Annotated in this window: 13 protein-coding genes, 1 tRNA gene and 2 pseudogenes; 7 read left to right on the top strand and 9 right to left on the bottom strand. The window is 54.8% G+C overall.

Translation table 11 applies throughout. The features are described from left to right. Window positions 1–359: 359 nt before the first annotated feature. From AAIS01_RS07325 to queA, 6 genes are all read right to left on the bottom strand, one after another. Window positions 360–908, bottom strand: coding sequence for a glycine zipper 2TM domain-containing protein (locus tag AAIS01_RS07325; RefSeq protein ID WP_047227466.1), 549 nt, complete (start codon window positions 906–908; stop codon window positions 360–362). Between the two features lie 116 nt (window positions 909–1,024). Beyond that, window positions 1,025–1,939, bottom strand: a complete 915-nt coding sequence (gene secF / locus AAIS01_RS07320; protein WP_343468453.1) for a protein translocase subunit SecF — start codon at window positions 1,937–1,939, stop codon at window positions 1,025–1,027. A gap of 9 nt (window positions 1,940–1,948) precedes the next feature. Then, window positions 1,949–3,817 (bottom strand): protein translocase subunit SecD, encoded by a 1,869-nt coding sequence (secD, locus tag AAIS01_RS07315; RefSeq protein WP_343468452.1) that lies wholly within the window; start codon window positions 3,815–3,817, stop codon window positions 1,949–1,951. 63 nt (window positions 3,818–3,880) lie between these two features. Continuing rightward, window positions 3,881–4,216, bottom strand: a complete 336-nt coding sequence (gene yajC / locus AAIS01_RS07310; RefSeq protein WP_007982729.1) for a preprotein translocase subunit YajC — start codon at window positions 4,214–4,216, stop codon at window positions 3,881–3,883. A 43-nt stretch (window positions 4,217–4,259) separates the two neighbouring features. Then, complete coding sequence (tgt, locus tag AAIS01_RS07305) at window positions 4,260–5,375, bottom strand: tRNA guanosine(34) transglycosylase Tgt (protein ID WP_177218148.1); 1,116 nt, start codon at window positions 5,373–5,375, stop codon at window positions 4,260–4,262. Window positions 5,376–5,389: 14 nt separating this feature from the next. Continuing rightward, window positions 5,390–6,439 carry a tRNA preQ1(34) S-adenosylmethionine ribosyltransferase-isomerase QueA gene (gene queA, locus AAIS01_RS07300; protein WP_343468451.1) on the bottom strand — a complete coding sequence of 350 codons (1,050 nt, stop codon included), beginning with the start codon at window positions 6,437–6,439 and terminating at the stop codon, window positions 5,390–5,392. 108 nt (window positions 6,440–6,547) lie between these two features. Here queA and AAIS01_RS07295 point away from each other — a divergent pair. Together AAIS01_RS07295 and AAIS01_RS07290 are read left to right on the top strand one after the other, a co-directional pair. Next, window positions 6,548–6,632 (top strand) — tRNA-Leu (locus AAIS01_RS07295). A gap of 371 nt (window positions 6,633–7,003) precedes the next feature. Continuing rightward, a pseudogene (locus AAIS01_RS07290) lies at window positions 7,004–7,334 on the top strand (hypothetical protein). 333 nt (window positions 7,335–7,667) lie between these two features. Here AAIS01_RS07290 and AAIS01_RS07285 read toward each other — a convergent pair. Then, window positions 7,668–8,414, bottom strand: a complete 747-nt coding sequence (locus AAIS01_RS07285; RefSeq protein ID WP_086946342.1) for an SDR family oxidoreductase — start codon at window positions 8,412–8,414, stop codon at window positions 7,668–7,670. A 138-nt stretch (window positions 8,415–8,552) separates the two neighbouring features. Between AAIS01_RS07285 and AAIS01_RS07280 the strand changes: the two genes are divergently transcribed. The 5 genes and pseudogenes from AAIS01_RS07280 (at window position 8,553) to AAIS01_RS07260 (ending at window position 15,245) form a co-directional block, all read left to right on the top strand. Beyond that, window positions 8,553–9,464 (top strand): LysR family transcriptional regulator, encoded by a 912-nt coding sequence (locus AAIS01_RS07280; RefSeq protein ID WP_343468450.1) that lies wholly within the window; start codon window positions 8,553–8,555, stop codon window positions 9,462–9,464. 659 nt (window positions 9,465–10,123) lie between these two features. Continuing rightward, window positions 10,124–10,454, top strand: a pseudogene (locus AAIS01_RS07275) (hypothetical protein). A gap of 641 nt (window positions 10,455–11,095) precedes the next feature. Next, window positions 11,096–12,814: a hypothetical protein gene (locus tag AAIS01_RS07270; RefSeq protein WP_343468448.1), complete on the top strand. Its 1,719-nt coding sequence runs from the start codon at window positions 11,096–11,098 to the stop codon at window positions 12,812–12,814. Further along, complete coding sequence (locus AAIS01_RS07265) at window positions 12,811–14,505, top strand: chemotaxis protein (protein ID WP_343468447.1); 1,695 nt, start codon at window positions 12,811–12,813, stop codon at window positions 14,503–14,505. The genes AAIS01_RS07270 and AAIS01_RS07265 overlap by 4 nt, the downstream gene beginning before the upstream one ends. A gap of 149 nt (window positions 14,506–14,654) precedes the next feature. Continuing rightward, complete coding sequence (locus AAIS01_RS07260) at window positions 14,655–15,245, top strand: hypothetical protein (RefSeq protein WP_343468446.1); 591 nt, start codon at window positions 14,655–14,657, stop codon at window positions 15,243–15,245. A 230-nt stretch (window positions 15,246–15,475) separates the two neighbouring features. Here the strand turns inward: AAIS01_RS07260 and AAIS01_RS07255 are convergent, their stop codons facing one another. Both AAIS01_RS07255 and AAIS01_RS07250 read right to left on the bottom strand, forming a co-directional pair. Further along, the gene (locus tag AAIS01_RS07255) at window positions 15,476–16,555 is read right to left on the bottom strand and encodes a Shedu immune nuclease family protein (RefSeq protein WP_343468445.1); all 1,080 of its coding nucleotides are present in this window, start codon (window positions 16,553–16,555) and stop codon (window positions 15,476–15,478) included. Between the two features lie 498 nt (window positions 16,556–17,053). Continuing rightward, the gene (locus tag AAIS01_RS07250) at window positions 17,054–17,413 is read right to left on the bottom strand and encodes a DUF6124 family protein (RefSeq protein WP_288914270.1); all 360 of its coding nucleotides are present in this window, start codon (window positions 17,411–17,413) and stop codon (window positions 17,054–17,056) included. Between the last annotated feature and the right edge of the window lie 318 nt (window positions 17,414–17,731).

Genomic DNA, 17,731 nt, shown 5'->3' with positions numbered 1-17,731 from the left:
GCAGCTCGGCTACAGAAAAAGCACCTTTCGGGGTGCTTTTTTTATGCCTTCTAGAACCGCCCCTTATGCCTGGCACCTCCATTTGTGGCGAGGGGATTTATCCCCGCTGGGCTGCGTAGCAGCCCCCTGCCTCAAGCAGTCAATTCAATCTGCCTGACATATCGGGTTGCTGGCATTGAGGACCGCTTCGCGCCCCAGCGGGGATAAATCCCCTCGCCACAATGAGACATATCTTCGAAAAAGGGTGCAGGCTGACCCACCGCTTTCGCGGGCAAGCCCGCTCCCACAAGGATGGAGGGATGTCCGAAATACGGGCGTAAAAAAAGCACCCCGAAGGGTGCTTCTTCATAACAGCCGGATCACTGAGCCGGTTCGTTCTGCCCCAGGATCAGTTGGCCTTCCTTGTTCACCGGGATCTGGTTACCCGGGTCGCGGTCCATGCGGACTTTGCCTTCCTTGCCATCGAGCATGTAGCGAACGTCGTAACCTACAACCTTGTCGCTGATGTCGTTGACCGTATTGCAGCGAGTTTGGGTGGTGGTGTAGGTGTCGCGCTCCTGCATGCCTTCCTGAATCTTGTTACCGGCATAACCGCCGCCGGCCGCACCCGCCACGGTGGCGATTTTCTTGCCGGTGCCGCCGCCGATCTGGTTACCCAACAGGCCACCGGCCACGGCGCCCAATACGGTACCCGCGATCTGGTGTTGATCCTGGACCGGCTTCTGCCGGGTCACGGTGACATCCTTGCACACTTCACGGGGGGTCTTGATTTGTGTTTTAACCGGGTCCACGGCCAATACTTGCGCATACTCAGGGCCGCTTTTGACCAAGCTGTAGGTGGCGACCGCACCACCGGCAGTCACACCGACAGCACCCAATACCGCACCAACCAGCATCGATTTGTTCACTTGAACCTCCTGACCATCACATGCGGATTTGTCCGCGCTTCTCCCAGCCTTGGAGCACAAAAAAAGGCGCGAGTTCAACTCGCGCCTTTCGGGCTGTGACGGGCGGAGACCAAACCCTACGGGCGGTCGTCCACTTCCGTATCAGTGGCCACCGGAGGAATCAGATCCTCGGTGCTCAGGTTCAGCCAGATCAGCACCACGTTGGCGATGTAGATCGACGAGTAAGTACCCGCCAATACACCAATGAACAGCGCAATGGAGAAGCCAAACAGGTTGTCACCACCGAAAATCAGCAGCGCGCCGATCGCCAGCAACGTGGAGATCGACGTCGCCATGGTCCGCAGCAGGGTCTGGGTGGTCGAGATGTTGATGTTCTCGATCAGCGTCGCCTTGCGCAGCACACGGAAGTTTTCCCGCACCCGGTCGAACACCACGATGGTGTCGTTGAGCGAGTAACCGATGATCGCCAGCACCGCCGCCAACACCGTCAAATCGAAGGTGATCTGGAAGAACGACAGGATGCCCACGGTCACGATCACGTCGTGGATCAGCGAGACAATCGCGCCCACCGCAAACTTCCACTGAAAGCGGAAGGCCAGGTAGAGCAGGATGCCGCCCAGCGCCATCAGCATGCCGAGGCCGCCTTGGTCGCGCAGCTCTTCACCCACTTGCGGGCCAACATACTCGACACGCTTGACCTGCGCCGGGTTGTCGCCACCGGCCTTCTGCAAGGCCTCGGCCACTTGCTGACCCAACTGCGGGTCTTCACCCGGCATGCGCACCAGCAGGTCGGTGGTGGCGCCAAAGCTCTGCACCACCGCGTCGGTGTAACCCGAGGCCAGCAGTTGCTCGCGCACCTTGCCGACATCGGCCGGACGCTCGTAGGTCAGCTCGATCAGCGTACCGCCGGTGAAGTCCAGGCCGTAGTTCAGGCCCTTGCTGAACCAGCTGAACAACGCCAGCAAGGTCAGCAGTACAGTGATGCCGAACGCAACGTTGCGAACGCCCATGAAGTTGATTGTACGTAACATGGCAGCCCCTTAAATCCACAACTTCTTGAAGTCACGGCCACCATAAATCAGGTTGACCATTGCACGGGTCACCAGAATGGCTGTGAACATCGAGGTAAAGATCCCGAGGGACATGGTGACCGCGAAGCCCTTGACCGGGCCGGTGCCCATGGCGAAGAGAATCCCGCCCACCAGCAACGTCGTCAGGTTGGCATCGATAATCGCGGTAAATGCCCGGCCGAAGCCTTCGTTGATTGCCCGCTGGACCGACATGCCGGCGGCGATCTCTTCACGGATCCGCGAGAAGATCAGCACGTTGGCGTCTACCGCCATGCCCATGGTCAACACGATACCGGCGATACCCGGCAGGGTCAGCGTAGCCCCCAGCAGCGACATCAGCGCCAGCAGCAGCACCATGTTCACCGCCAGCGCCACCGTGGCGATCACACCGAAGAAGCGGTAGATGGCGATGATGAACAGCGAGACAAACAGCATGCCCCACAGCGATGCATCGACACCCTTGGCAATGTTGTCGGCACCCAGGCTCGGGCCAATGGTGCGCTCTTCAGCGAAGTACATCGGCGCCGCCAGACCACCGGCACGCAGCAGCAGGGCCAGTTCCGAGGATTCACCCTGGCCGTTGAGGCCGGTGATGCGGAACTGACTGCCCAGCGGCGACTGAATGGTCGCCAGGCTGATGATCTTTTTCTCTTCCTTGAACGTCTGGACCGGTACGTCTTTCTCGACGCCGTTGACCACTTGCTTGGTGTAAGTCGTCGTCGGCTTCTGCTCGATGAAGATCACCGCCATGCTGCGACCGACATTGCTGCGCGTGGCGCGGCTCATCAGTTCGCCGCCGTGGCCGTCCAGGCGAATGTTCACCTGCGGGCGACCCTGCTCGTCGAAGCCCGCCTGGGCGTCGGTGACCTGGTCACCGGTGATGATCAGGCCACGCTCGATCTGCGCCGCGGGACGACCGCCTTCACGGAACTCGAAGCTCTCGGTGGTGGCGCGGGAAGCACCCGGTTCGGCCGCGAGACGGAATTCCAGGTTGGCGGTCTTGCCGAGGATACGCTTGGCTTCGGCGGTGTCCTGCACGCCCGGCAGCTCAACCACGATGCGGTTGGCGCCCTGGCGCTGGACGATCGGCTCGGCCACACCCAGCTCGTTGACGCGGTTACGCACCGTGGTCAAGTTCTGCTTGATGGAGTATTCGCGGATTTCCGCCAGCTTGGCCGGGGTCATCGCCAGACGCAGCACCGGCTGACCATTGAGGTCGGCCGGAACAATGTCGAAATCGTTGAAGTTCTTGCGGATCAGCGCACGGGCCTTCTCGCGTACATCTTCGTCAGCGAAACCCAACTGAACGGCACCGTCGAGCTGCGGCAGGCTGCGATAGCGCAGGCGCTCTTTACGCAACAGGCTCTTGACGTCGCCTTCGTAGACTTTCAGGCGTGCATCCAGCGCTTTGTCCATGTCCACTTCCAGCAGGAAGTGCACACCACCGGACAAGTCCAGACCCAGCTTCATCGGATGCGCGCCGAGGTTGCGCAGCCATTGCGGCGTGGTTTGGGCCAGGTTCAGGGCCACGACATAGTCGTCACCGAGGGCCTTGCGCACCACGTCCTTGGCCGGCAGCTGGTCTTCAGCCTTGACCAGACGCAACAAACCGCCCTTGCCGCCTTCGGCAACGGTCGCGGCTTTTACGTCGATGCCGGACGCCTTGAGCGCTGCGCTCGCACGGTCCAGATCGGCCTGAGTGACCTGCAAGGCAGTGCTTGCGCCACTGACCTGAATGGCCGGGTCATCAGGATAAAGATTGGGAGCGGAATAAATCAGACCGACCGCCAGCACCGCCAGGATCAGTAAATATTTCCACAGAGGGTATTTGTTCAGCATCACGCCGCCCGCTTATGACGCGGGGCGCCTTGCGCGCCCCGTCGATTGAATAGAAGTTGTTACTTAGATCGCTTTCAGCGTGCCTTTTGGCAGCGTGGCCGCGATGGCGCCCTTCTGGAACTTCATTTCAACAGTGTCGGACACTTCCAGTACCACGAAGTCGTCGGCCACTTTGGTGATCTTGCCAGCGATGCCGCCGGTGGTGACCACTTCATCGCCCTTTTGCAGGCTGCTGAGCAGGTTCTTCTGCTCTTTGGCGCGCTTGGCCTGTGGACGCCAGATCATCAGGTAGAAGATGACCAGAAAGCCCACCAGGAAAATCCACTCGAAACCGCCACCCATAGGGCCGGCAGCAGGTGCCGCCGCGTCAGCCATGGCATTAGAGATAAAAAAGCTCATTTAGCACTCCAGTTGCAAGTATTGAATCTTAGGATCGGAAAACTCAGTCCAAGGGCGGAACAGGCAACCCGCGCTTGGCATAGAAGGCATCGACAAAGGCGGCCAATGTACCCTGTTGAATAGCCTCGCGCAAACCAGCCATAAGCACCTGGTAATGGCGCAAATTGTGGATGGTATTCAACATGCTACCCAGCATTTCGCCGCACTTGTCCAAATGGTGCAGATAAGCACGGGAGAAGTTCTGGCAGGTGTAGCAATCGCAGGTCGGATCCAGCGGCGAATTATCATGGCGATGAAACGCGTTACGGATCTTCAGCACGCCCGTATCAATGAACAGATGCCCATTGCGGGCATTACGGGTTGGCATCACGCAATCGAACATGTCCACCCCGCGGCGCACACCCTCAACCAGATCTTCCGGTTTGCCAACGCCCATAAGGTAACGAGGTTTGTCAGCCGGCATCTGACCCGGCAGGTAATCGAGCACCTTGATCATTTCGTGCTTGGGCTCGCCCACCGACAGACCGCCGATGGCCAGGCCGTCGAAGCCGATCTTGTCCAGGCCTTCGAGCGAGCGCATGCGCAGATCCTGATGCATGCCGCCCTGAACGATGCCGAACAGCGCCGCCGTGTTCTCGCCATGGGCGTTCTTGGAGCGCTGGGCCCAACGCAACGACAACTCCATGGACACCCGCGCCACGTCTTCATCGGCCGGGTACGGCGTGCATTCGTCGAAGATCATCACAATGTCCGAGCCCAGGTCGCGCTGGACCTGCATCGACTCTTCCGGCCCCATGAACACCTTGGCGCCATCCACCGGAGACGCGAAGGTCACGCCCTCTTCTTTGATCTTGCGCATGGCGCCCAGGCTGAACACCTGGAAGCCGCCGGAGTCAGTCAGAATCGGGCCGTTCCACTGCATGAAATCGTGCAAGTCACCGTGGGCCTTGATCACTTCCATGCCCGGGCGCAGCCACAGGTGGAAAGTGTTGCCCAGGATAATTTCCGCGCCCGTGGCAACGATATCCCGCGGCAGCATACCCTTGACCGTGCCGTAAGTACCCACCGGCATGAACGCGGGGGTTTCCACCGTACCGCGGGGGAAGGTCAGACGACCGCGACGAGCCTTGCCATCGGTAGCAAGCAACTCGAAGGACATGCGACAGGTGCGACTCATACTGTTTCCTCGGGTCCGCGTGGCGCGGGGTTACGGGTGATGAACATCGCATCACCGTAGCTGAAAAAGCGGTATCCATGCTCGACGGCGGCCTTGTAGGCGGCCATGGCTTCGGGATAACCGGCGAACGCCGAAACCAGCATCAACAGCGTGGATTCGGGCAAATGAAAGTTGGTGACCAGGGCATCGACCACATGGAACGGCCGGCCCGGGTAGATAAAAATGTCAGTGTCGCCACTGAACGGCTTGAGCACGCCATCACGCGCAGCGCTTTCCAGGGAACGCACACTGGTGGTCCCCACCGCCACCACCCGACCACCGCGCGAGCGGCAAGCCGCCACGGCATCGACGACTTCCTGGCTGACTTCCAGCCATTCGTTGTGCATGTGATGGTCTTCGATACGCTCCACCCGCACCGGCTGGAACGTACCTGCGCCGACGTGCAGCGTCACGAACGCCGTCTCCACGCCCTTGGCAGCAATCGCCTCCAGCAACGGCTGATCAAAATGCAGCCCCGCCGTCGGCGCCGCCACCGCCCCCAAACGCTCGGCGTACACGGTCTGATAACGCTCGCGGTCCGAACCTTCGTCCGGGCGGTCTATATAAGGAGGCAACGGCATGTGCCCGACACGGTCGAGCAGCGGCAACACCTCTTCGGCAAATTCCAGCTCGAACAACGCATCATGCCGCGCCACCATCACCGCCTCGCCGCCGCCGTCGATCAGAATCGACGAACCCGGTTTGGGCGACTTACTCGAGCGCACATGGGCCAGCACCCGATGACTGTCCAGCACCCGCTCCACCAGAATCTCCAGCTTGCCGCCGGAGGCTTTCTGGCCAAACAAACGCGCCGGAATCACCCGGGTATTGTTGAACACCATCAAATCGCCTGGGCGCAAATGCTCAAGCAAATCAGTGAATTGACGGTGAGCCATGGCACCGCTGACCCCGTCCAGGGTCAACAGTCGACTGGCGCGACGCTCGGCCAGAGGGTGGCGAGCGATCAGCGAATCAGGGAGTTCGAAAGTAAAGTCAGCAACACGCATGATGGGGTTCGTCTAGCAGGGCCGGAAAGTCTAGCGGAATTATCAAAAATTCACCATGAAACGTGATTGACCAACGGTAGGCACCTCTCTATACTTCGCCGCCATTGAGCCCTGATGGCGGAATTGGTAGACGCGGCGGATTCAAAATCCGTTTTCGAAAGGAGTGGGAGTTCGAGTCTCCCTCGGGGCACCATCTTAAAGAAAGACCTTGAAATTCAAGGTCTTTTTTTTCGCCTGCAGGAAAGTGATTGGCCATGCCCCAAGCAAATCCCAGCCAACCCCGATCCCTTTTGTGGTGGGGGGATAAATCACCGCTCCCCGTTGTGGCGAGGGGATTTATCCCCGCTGGGCCGCGAAGCGGCCCCAGAATACCCAACCTCATGCTGAGGAAGAGCCAGTGGTAAGGAAGAACCTGGGAGCAAGGAAGAACCCGTGGCGAGGGAGCTTGCTCCCGCTTGAGCGCAAAGCGCTCACAAAAATCTCACTACACCCACCAATGCTCCGCCTTGTGACGCCCAGTTGACCCACCGCCCCTCCTCACCCGCTGACAAAGGACTTCACCCAATGGAATTGCTACTGGAAACGGTCGCTCTTTACTCCCTCAAGCTGGCCTATGAGACAGAGGGCCACAGCCCGATCCTGCGGGATGATCCGTTGATGAGCGGTTGTGATCGGGAGGTTTTTGGGTTGTTGGTGCGGCGGGGGGGATGTGGCTGGGATTCAAAGTGAGATAGGCCGGTGCCTGGATTTGGCGTTGGGGGCGGTTGGTGGGGTGGATACGGTGCTAGGGCGGGAGCTGCATCGTCTGACTGCGAATTTCAGCGCGGCGCAGAGAATGGAGGACCTTCATGCTCCACTCATCGCGCTGAACGCTTACGTGAAAGATATCCTATAAACCGCAGCGCTCATTCCCACGCTCCGCGTGGTAACGCATCCCGCGACGGGGAACGTATGAGAACTCACATGACACTAAATAAATCTTTTTTCCCCGCATCGGCATTCAAAGGGGACGCGTTTCCGATGCAGTAACCAAGAGTGCTATTGCGTCCTGCAAGTGCTTGCGGAACTGGATGGGGTAGTCCCTTCAACTGCCGCCTGAATGCTGAAACGGCTGGCCAGCGCACGGCGCCAATCAGCCACTCGACAGACGGCAATGAAGGCGAGTCCGTTCTATTCGATCAGTTTTCCGTAAAAGCGCAGGAGACGTTCCTTCGCGTATCGTTGGCAGCTAAAGCGAGCGGCCACCGTCGACGATGAGTTCCGAGCCAACCGTCCAGCGGGACTCGTCTGACGCCAGGTACAGCACGGCCTTTGCCACTTCCTCGGGCGTACCAAACCGTCCGAACGGAATGGTCGCTGCGATATCCTGGTTGAGCTGTTCGCGATAGGCATCGGGAATACCGAGCTTGTCGTAAAGCGGCGTATCAATCGGACCAGGGCTGACTGCATTGACGCGAATACCACGCGGGAGCAGTTCGCTAGAAAGCGTCTTCGACATGTTCAGGAACGCGGCCTTGGTCGCGCCATAAACTGATGAACGCGCGGCGCCGAGGTGTGCACTAACCGAGGTATTGAGAACCACCGACGCAGGATTCGCGAAGACTGGTAGCAATGCCTGGATCAGAAAGTACGGCCCCTTCACGTTGATGTCGAAGGAGCGATCGAACATTTCCTCCGTCCACTCTTCGATCGGCAGCCAAACGGATACGCCTGCATTGAGAAAGGCAACATCGAGTTGGCCATAGTGAGTCTGAACGGCCTGCGCCAGTTCCTTCTGTGCATCGATGCTGGCTGAGTCAGCACGCAGTACCAATACTTCGCTGCCCAGTTCCGCCTGAGCCTTTGCGATGGACTCCGGATTGACTCCGGTAACGATCACGCGAGCGCCTTCGGCGAGGAACTGCTTAGCCGTTTCCAGGCCAATGCCGCTGGTGCCGCCGGTGATGAGAGTGCGTTTGCCTTGCAATCGGGACATGTAAGTTTCCTTTTCGGTTTTCACGGTCAGTCGATGTACTGACCTGCCAGAAGGAAACTATGTATTCATACCTGTGCATTGATAAGATGGTCTATTCGAATACATTTCATGCTTGTATTGCATGAATGAGAGGCCTAGATGGATCGACTACTGCTGATGACCTGCTTTGTTCGCGCTGTTGAGACAGGAAGCTTCTCGGCTGCGGGGCGTGACCTGGGGCTGGGGCAGCCCAACGTCAGCCGCTATGTGGCGGCGCTGGAAGATCATTTGCAAACCAGGCTGCTTCACCGATCCACACGAAAGCTTGCCCTCACCCCCGAGGGAGAACGCTATTACGCAGATACCCGGCGCATTCTCGATGCCGTGGAAGAATCGGAGTCGTCCTTCAGGGAGAACGTCGCCCCGTCCGGATTGTTGCGAGTCGCCTGCCCGACCGCGCTAGCCCATGCATTCGTGGTGCCGCATGTATCCACATTTCTGGAGCGCTATCCAGAGTTGACGCTCGACCTGCAGATCAATGATCGCTATGTGAATCTGGTCGACGAAGGGGCTGAACTGGCGATCCGCATCGGACATCTGGAAGACAGCGCAATGCGTGCGCGGCCGCTAGGCTGGTTCGAGCGTGTATGCGTTGCCAGCAAGGGATACCTGGCCAAACGCGGAATCCCCACGACGCCCAATGATCTGAGAACGCACGATTGCCTGATCTACACCCTGCTGTCGACAGGCACCACATGGCGCTTTCGGGATATCGATGTTCCCGTTTCTGGCAGGCTTCGGGTCAACTCACCTGAGGCCATACGAGAGTGTGTAAACGACGGACTGGGGATCGCACAGGGCCCCGAATGGCTTTACGAGGAAGGGCTGAAAAATGGCAATCTGCAGGTGTTGCTTAGGGACTACGCAGCTCCGCCTGTCCCCGTGCAAGTCATTTACGTCGCCGACCGGCTTCTCCCCAAGAGGGCCATTGTATTCATGGATTTCATCGCCGAGGTGTTCGCAAAAAATTCTGCATTTAAGGATCAGCCTAAACCGTCGAAACTGCAGTAGTCAGCTTGGGGGGCTCATGACGCCCGACTAATCATGAAAATTCGCCAGGTGTCGGTTCAGCATTTTCGGCAGACCTGGGAGTCTATCCTTAACCAGTTTCGTGAAAATATTATTGACAGCTCGTCGGAAATTGGATGGAGATATCCGATCAAACTTTCATCCACACCAGTCCTTATTGACAGCAGGCAGGGTGTACACTTCGAAGCACAACGTGGAAGTGTACATAGACAAAAAACTATTTAAATCATACAGCTATGCTATTACTCGAGTCTCCCTCGGGCACCATCTTAAAAAAAGACCTTGAAATTCAAGGTCTTTTTTTTCGCCTGCAGGAAAGTGGTTTTTCGCGGCTAACGCAGATCCCAACCAATCCCCCACCCGCTTTTGTGGTGGGAGGAATAAATCACCGCTCCCCTTTGTGGCGAGGGGATTTATCCCCGCTGGGCCGCGAAGCGGCCCCAGAATACCCAACCTTATGGTGAGGAAGAGCCAGTGGTAAGGAAGAACCTGGGAGCAAGGAAGAACCCGTGGCGAGGGAGCTTGCTCCCGCTTGAGCGCAAAGCGCTCACAAAAATGCCACTGCCCCCACCGATGCTCCGCCTTGCAACGCCCAGTTGACCCACCGCCCTTCCTCACCCGCTGACAAAGGACTTCACCCCATGGAATTGCTGCTGGAAACGGTCGCTCTTTACTCGCTGAAGCTGGCTTATGAGACCGAGGGTCACAGACCGATCCTGCGGGATGATCCGTTGATGGGCGGTTGTGATCGGGAGGTTTTTGGGTTGTTGGTGCGGCGGCGGGATGTGGTTGGGATTCAGGGTGAGATTGGTCGGTGTTTGGATCTGGCGTTGGGGGCGGTTGGTGGGGTGGATACGGTGCTGGGGCGGGAGCTGCATCGTTTGGCTGCGGATTTTAGCGCGGCGCAAATGATGACGCAGCTTGATATACCGCTCATCGCACTCAGAGTGCTACCTGAGGGATATTCGATGAGTAAACGAATCGTGAAGCCAGCCAGGAGACCTGCCTTCCTCTGAGATCGACATCTGATGTGAGCCAAACAGCCCTTTCTCGGCTGCGTGACCGGTTAGAGCCTGTGGAGTCATCGCAGCCTCGGGCTCATCCTTCTTTTGCGAAAGGCAAATGTCACTTCTGGCACGCCGAGAGGCTTCTGACAAATCAAGCTTTGAGATGTCGGAGCTTGATGCCGGACCGAATGCCCTAACCTACCGCCTTCCCCCCCAACACCGACGCCCCAGCAGCCCCAAAAAAGCTCCAGTGCTTTCATTGCATGCGGGTAGGGAGGGACTAGTTCGCTCGAAGAAGCAGACAGCCTTTGCAAGCCAGCCATTCTTATCTGAAAGCCTATTCATATGTCGGTTTTGAAAGAAATCATCTGAAAATAAAAAAGCTATACGGGTACGCACTCTGCTGCGCTGAATAGGTGCAAGCAATGGCCGCTTGCAATTGACCCGTAGCGGCCCATCATATAAGACATAACATCAGAAAATGCTTGCCGTCGCCAACATCGGGAAACGATCCTAGCTGACATCTCGTACCTAGATAGCTGAAAATATTTCTACAATAGAAATGCGACGGACATCCGACCGATCAATGTATTTAAAGTGAGGTACATGGACGTGGCACCGACAACCGCAGAGCTAGTCAACTTGTTCAACGGCGGGGAGCTAGCTAACCAAATGGCATGCGGGTTTGGAATGAGTGACAGGGTGAACACTCATGAGGTCGAAAAGCTTTGCATTACATTGCATAACGCTGGAACCATTGACCTATTGGTCCTTGTTGAGAATGGCGCTATTCAGGAGCTCCAAGGAACTGATTTTTTTAGCGCATCATACTTTTTCTGCCGTCTCTTACCAGAATTAGATACGTCCCCTGAACGTATGATGCGCTGCGTCAATGAGTTGGTAATCCACGGGGGGAACGACGGAGCAGCGAATGAACCCAATGCTGCATTTCGCGAATGGTGCGAGCATGTCCCCCAACGTGCTAAGGAGGTAATCGCTGCTGCCCTTAAAGGCGACGAACTCGCTTGCCACCATCTTGCATTCGCGTTGGAGGCTACTAACGATCTGATCGAGGCGCGCCGTATTACGCTTGAATATGAGACTTGTCGTCAGGCATCCATTGCTGCGCTGGGACGTATCCAGCACCCAAACTCAGCGTCATGTGCAGAGACTTTTGCAGTCTTCAACGCACTTCTAGACGGCAATATTGACGATTTTGTAAGGGCCAGTTTACTGCATGCCTCCATGCGAATTTTGGCATGTGGTGCATATATATCGCCTGCAGATGCAAACCTGCTAATAAGTAGGCTGCTAATGAACCCTAGCAAATTCACTATACACCAGTGTGCACACGCCCTTTGGGCGCGTCAGCAGGCCCTTACGTCAGACATCGTTACCCTCCTGCTGGGTGCATTGAGCTATATGGATTCAGCTAACAAGGGAACTGTAGAGGAGCTAGATATTGGCCTGCAAACATTGTTAAAGCTTGGCTATGACGAGTCGGCTGTTTCTTTCGTTACCGTGCTTCTCTCACGCCCAGATAATGATTTAGAACTTGAAACGTTAGATAGTTTCAGCCGGACCTTGCTTTCTGGGCCCCCAGACGTTCTTAGCCGAGTCGTAGTTCAATGGCTAGGACTCGGGACCCCCCGACTTTGTAACGGGCTCGCCGATGCGATACAAGGGCCGAGACTAGATGGCGTACCACTGAGCCTCAAGGCCGAAGACCTAGCTCTCTCTCCCACAGCACAGCTGTTCATTTGCCGAAAGGCTGTTGGTTGGTTTTTCTTTAAGCCGATAACGGCTGCGTCTATATTGGTCTCAGTGCTACGGGTCTGTGACGCCAGTACTGCCCAAGAAGTGCAACAACTACTGATTGACCCCTTGCTTCAAAACTATAACGGGGTGCGAGAGTATCTCGAAAGCCTTGCTCCGGATGATACAGCGAGTAAAACTATTATCCGGGCCCTAGCTCATAACGAGACCAATCTCAAAGCTCAACGAACAGTTCCACTGATTGTCGAGCTTCAACCATCAGAACACCATCGTCGCATAGAACGCCTACGTATTTCGGATCAGATGCGAGACGCCCACAAACAGGCGGAAAGCGAGTCTGTTTTTTTGAATCTGATAAGCCGCTCCGTGCTGCTCTATGGCAATCGTTCATTGAGTTTCGTAGATGACGGCCAAGAAAGGCTGCGCCCCATGGAGTTCGACCTGCACTCCCATGGCATTTCCTATGAGATGCCACGCATGTTGGCCATTGATCCCGTCGGTCTTGATTACATCCTCCGCGTTTTCCGCAACGAAAGGATGGAAAAGTGAAGCTATTGATTCGTGACTATTTGGCATCGCTCAAGGAGAGAGATGAATTAGATGCCATCCTCCCAGACCTGTTGAGCGAGATTGGTTTCAACGTTTATTCGCGCCCTCAAAGAGGAACAAGCCAGCTTGGCGTAGATATTGCCGCTGTTGGGAAGGACGACGATGGGGAGAAAAAGCTCTTTCTGTTTTCCGTCAAAAAAGGTGACCTTACTCGTCAAGACTGGGACGGTAATCCACAGGCTCTACGATCATCGTTGAATGAGATTCTAGACGCCTATATTCCCAGCAGGGTTCCAGCCAAATACAAGCACCTGAAGATTGTTATCTGCCTAGCTTTTGGAGGAGATGTTAACGAGCAAGTTCGAGAGAAATTAACAGGTTTTATCAACAAGAACACCACAACGGAAGTTTCCTTTGATGAGTGGAATGGCGACAAAATCGCCGAAATGATTCTAAAAGGAATATTGCGAGAGGAGCTTCTTCCAAAGCCGCTGCGCAGCAGCTTCCAGAAAGCTGTTGCTATGGTCGACGAGCCAGAAGTTTCATATGAACACTTTAACCGTTTGGTAGGGGAGCTATGTAAATTCGGCACGGGATCGAAAAAAGCCCGTGTACGCGCTTCCCGACAACTAAACATCTGTCTGTGGATTTTATTTGTTTGGGCCCGTAGTGCCGGCAATCTTGAGTCTCCGTATCGGGCAAGTGAGCTGGCGATGCTGGCTGCTTGGGAACTACTTCGACCCATTCTCGGCAGTAACAACAGTGAGCTGAAGGCCCTCAGCATCGTTGTCAATCAAATAATTCAACTTCATTTTACCATTTCCCTGGAGTTCTTAGAGCAACGAGTGCTGCCATACGTGGAGATTCACCACGGGATATCAATGGCGACAGGTTCCCACAGCCCATTGGACGTGAATCTTGCTCTATTTGAAATATTGGGTCGCATTGGTCTGGCCGGATTATGGCTCCATTGGATCGGAGAGCGGAGCAGCGAGGAACACAAAGAGCAATTCAGCAAAAGCGTTGTGCGGCTCACGCACGCAGGGCTGGCGCTAATCCGAAACAATCCCGCACTATTTCTACCGATAAAAGATCGACAAGGAACTAGCATCGCCTTGTTCCTTCAACTTTGGATGGTTAGCGGACTTGATGCGACGGAGGTGGCTTCCTGGCTCCAGCAAATGGCTTATCGCCTCAACTTCTCCATCCATACACATGGCCGTTATACGAGTTCCCTTTCAGATTACCGAGACCTAGCCGAGCACCCACGCAATAAATCCGATGAGTACTTCAAGGAAGCGACGGCGGGCAGTACAGTAGTCCCTTTGATCGCAGCTTGGTTGCATGCATTTGGTGAACATGAGGCGGTTGAGATTCTGAGTCGCCTTGCTCAGAATGAATTAAAACACTGCACCCTTCAGCTTTGGCTGCCTGATGCCACGTCAGAAGAAAAATTTTATGTGGGTAACAATCCCCATGGGCGAGCCCTTTGCAGGCTCCCGTTGAGCACAGGCGGGCGTCAGCTCATTGCAACCATCGCAGAGGCATGTGACTTGAATACCGACTTGCAAAGTCTATCGCCTATCAAGTCAGGGTTCTGGCCAGTGATTTTGGTCGCTTGTCACCATCATGAATTGCCAATACCCCCAGGGTTTTGGATCAATTTTCTAATGGAGCCTGAAACAGACTGATATAGTTCTCATAATGACCCTCGAACCGATTTGGCTGACGTTCAGCTAGACCGTCGAAGAGATTAAAGCTGAAGCCAACCATGCAGTGTTAAGCTCCTTGACTCAGGTTTTAGTGTGGCATGGTAGCTCCAAGTTTGAAGGATGCCCTCGTGGACGACGCAGCAAGGTTTGCATTTTATGAAAAAGTTTATTTTTACGAACTGGAACGTAAGGAGAAGCTAATATCGAGGCTCAACCTTCCTCTGGCCATTCTTGGCGTACTCTTATCTTTTTTATCGTACATGCTGAGTAAGGCACCCAACACAGATGACGGTTTTGTGGGCGTATCATTCTGGACTCTTTATTTATGCGCTGTCTTCTGCCTACTTTGCGGGGCGTATTACTTTCGTTCATCTTGGCAATTACGCGATTTCGATAGAGGACTTCCGACGCTGAGCGAGCTAGAGGCGTATCGTGCCACTGCGACCGCTCACTTCGCCGTTCACGGTGAAAATGATGACGATGCCGAAATCTATTTCAGATCTATTATTTTGAATTACTACATTGAAGGCGCAACATTTAATACAGTAAACAACGATAAGCGTGGTTCGAAACTCGTATCGTTAGCAAACTACGTGACGCTCACCATGATCCTTTCAGTATTATCGTTCGTTCCTTTCTATACCCACCAACAGGAGCTATACCAGCATGAGCAATCAAAAACCTCCACCGCCACCACCGCCTCCAATGCGCTTCGTTAAAGATCACGGAAACCCTTCGAAGTCTCCACCGCCACCACCACCGCCAAAAAAAAGCTGACGGGACAGGCGCCTGACTTAACGTTTCATGAGTTTGGCGCCTATCGATTTCAAGGCGAACGGTGCAACTATATGTAAATGGTGACGGATTTACTCGGACACATATAAAAAATAAATCCCCCTTATCTCATAGCACCGCAGGGGGGGACGCGCCATCAGATTAAGAAAGAGGATCAAGATCGCTGAAGCCTACGTATCCAGGTATCCCAAGACTCAATCCTGATCGGAGGAGTGAAACGGTGTTCGTAGTCGTGCCTCTTTGTACTTTCTGCACGATCATCAACCGTCCGCCCCCCTATGAGAACTGCTCGAATGTTAATGTCCTTTTGGGGGTCAACCTCAAGCCCATCGTGAGGCCCCATAAAAGCGTTATGAATCAACTCTCCCCGTTCAGCTCTGGCCCTGACGGAATGGACATGATCTCTGAACGTTGAAAGCTCACGATAGATATGTCCTAAACGGTTTCTGAGCTGGCCGGCCGCTTGGTGGATCTTATGATTGAACTCCTTGTAATGGTCTGCGTTCAGCAAGTTGAAATCGGCGCCCTTTATCTCGATCAAAATTACGTCCATGCGCGAGCGCCCAGTGAGTACCACGAAGTCAACGTATCCGTCTGCTAAAGGAAACTCCGAAAAGCAAATGTACTCATCATCTGGCTGGGCGTAGGTCTCTGCAAAGATTGAAAGGTCTCTTTTCAATAGGCATTGGAGATCTCGCTCGCGAGCACCTGCGCCGATCAATGCCTTCACTTCTGCCCTAGAAATCATTCCGTCATCGATCTCCAAACGACGTTTTATTACGGCATTGCTCCCCCGATAGGGAGAATCAACAAATCGGTTTCTAGAAAAACGTAGCCGGTCCGCTTCCGCAACAATGCGAGCATTTTGCCAACTCCGCTCATCCAACTCGCTCAGTGAACATCCGATCAGTCGACATGCCTCTTCACGACTTATAGTTTCCCAGTGCGTCCCACCAGGAGACCCAACGGTGACAACATCGAAAGTATCGCCCCGAGGGTCTTCTCGCTCGTAGTGCTCCAAAAATGTTGCCGGGCCCATAACGACACCCAACACCTGCAGCGACTTGATAATATGCTCCACAGCGTTCGTTACTGACTGGCCATCATTTTTATTACCCAAATCAGTAAGCAGAACCACTATCCCTGACTCGTTCACGAATGATCTAACTCGACACAAACCACGAGCTAAGCAGGAACCATCTGGATAATTGTGGACAATATCCGTAATCTTCATGTGTAGAACCTTTTCCATTGTATGGCCAAGTGAAAAATTCATCGACGATCGCAAACGATGATTTTTACTAGTGCTGATCGAAGATCAGTTAAGTAACATCAATACGAAAGGCAGAATAAAAAATATTTCGAATAAAGAAAAATAAATCCGTCCTTTTACACTTTCTACAAACGGGATTACTCGTCACATGGATCTGCCGAAATTGGGCAAGCTATTGGCGGCTGGCTGCAAACCCAAGCGTGTGATTGGATGAGCTAAGCCAAGCTTTTTTCACCGAGCATAAGTTCAGCGTCTCAAATAGAATTTAGAGAGTCGCTTACCGTTAGCTACGACATCTAGCCTCCCTTCCGAAATCGAGCAGCATGTATCCTCAAATGTAATCCCAGCAATCCACTCGCTACAAGATACCGTTTATGGAACGCACGAGTCTCCAGCGGGCAAGAAAAGGTCTTGCTGGACAAGGCCTTTTCTAGCCTAGGTAGCACGTGATATTGCTATCTACCTCACCTCAACAATATCCAACGCCCGATTCGCCAACAGCTCACTCACCTCAATCACCTGCAAAATCCCCAACGCAACCCGCCGCCTCGACCCGTCCAGATCAAACGCCAAATCACTGATCATGGCATTCGCCGAAGCCAGGTTCTCACTCAGATTCGCAAGCAAACACTCAGAATCCACCCCCGGATCAATCCGCAAAATGGAGTCGGACTTGTCAGACGTTTCTTTCTCAGGCTTGGGCTTCAGATAAAAATCCAACGCTCGCGTGGCGGCGTCGTCGATTTTCTTGTTACGGGCGGACTGGGCGCGGGAGGTGGGTTCGTCTGCCGCTGGGGGATTCGGAGTAACTTTTGCCATCGTCTTGCTTCCTGTAGTTGGAGCCATCACCCGCTCGCGACTAAACGATGGGAGGCAGCTGTACGCAGGTTAGTCGACCGGGGAAACAAGAAACCGGCGCGTCCGAGGACGCCCTGCGCACAGCCACCAGCGAGTGCAGGATGGGAATCCCGACTGGATGACGCCTTGCACAACCTGTTTCACCCTGGGCGACTAAACCCGATCACTGATGAGCAGTGACAGGTCCCAAACTACCGACGCAACCCAAGGCGGACAAGCCGGCGGATTCTGGCGTAGTTGTAGGCAAAGGCGCAAGGCGAGGTCGGCTGGCGAGTTGCG

It is taken from the genome of Pseudomonas halotolerans (assembly GCF_039581215.1).
Classification (GTDB): Bacteria; Pseudomonadota; Gammaproteobacteria; order Pseudomonadales; family Pseudomonadaceae; genus Aquipseudomonas; species Aquipseudomonas tehranensis.
The sequence above is the reverse complement of the archived record's forward strand: the minus strand, read 5'-3'. Positions and strand labels throughout refer to the sequence as shown.

Excerpts from the sequence above, each read along its gene's own strand:
- AAIS01_RS07270 (WP_343468448.1), top strand. The coding sequence starts at position 11,096 with ATGGACGTGGCACCGACAACCGCAGAGCTAGTCAACTTGTTCAACGGC.
- AAIS01_RS07285 (WP_086946342.1), bottom strand. The coding sequence starts at position 8,414 with ATGTCCCGATTGCAAGGCAAACGCACTCTCATCACCGGCGGCACCAGC.
- AAIS01_RS07280 (WP_343468450.1), top strand. The coding sequence starts at position 8,553 with ATGGATCGACTACTGCTGATGACCTGCTTTGTTCGCGCTGTTGAGACA.
- AAIS01_RS07255 (WP_343468445.1), bottom strand. The coding sequence starts at position 16,555 with ATGAAGATTACGGATATTGTCCACAATTATCCAGATGGTTCCTGCTTA.
- AAIS01_RS07250 (WP_288914270.1), bottom strand. The coding sequence starts at position 17,413 with ATGGCAAAAGTTACTCCGAATCCCCCAGCGGCAGACGAACCCACCTCC.
- secD (WP_343468452.1), bottom strand. The coding sequence starts at position 3,817 with ATGCTGAACAAATACCCTCTGTGGAAATATTTACTGATCCTGGCGGTG.
- secF (WP_343468453.1), bottom strand. The coding sequence starts at position 1,939 with ATGTTACGTACAATCAACTTCATGGGCGTTCGCAACGTTGCGTTCGGC.
- yajC (WP_007982729.1), bottom strand. The coding sequence starts at position 4,216 with ATGAGCTTTTTTATCTCTAATGCCATGGCTGACGCGGCGGCACCTGCT.
- queA (WP_343468451.1), bottom strand. The coding sequence starts at position 6,439 with ATGCGTGTTGCTGACTTTACTTTCGAACTCCCTGATTCGCTGATCGCT.
- tgt (WP_177218148.1), bottom strand. The coding sequence starts at position 5,375 with ATGTCCTTCGAGTTGCTTGCTACCGATGGCAAGGCTCGTCGCGGTCGT.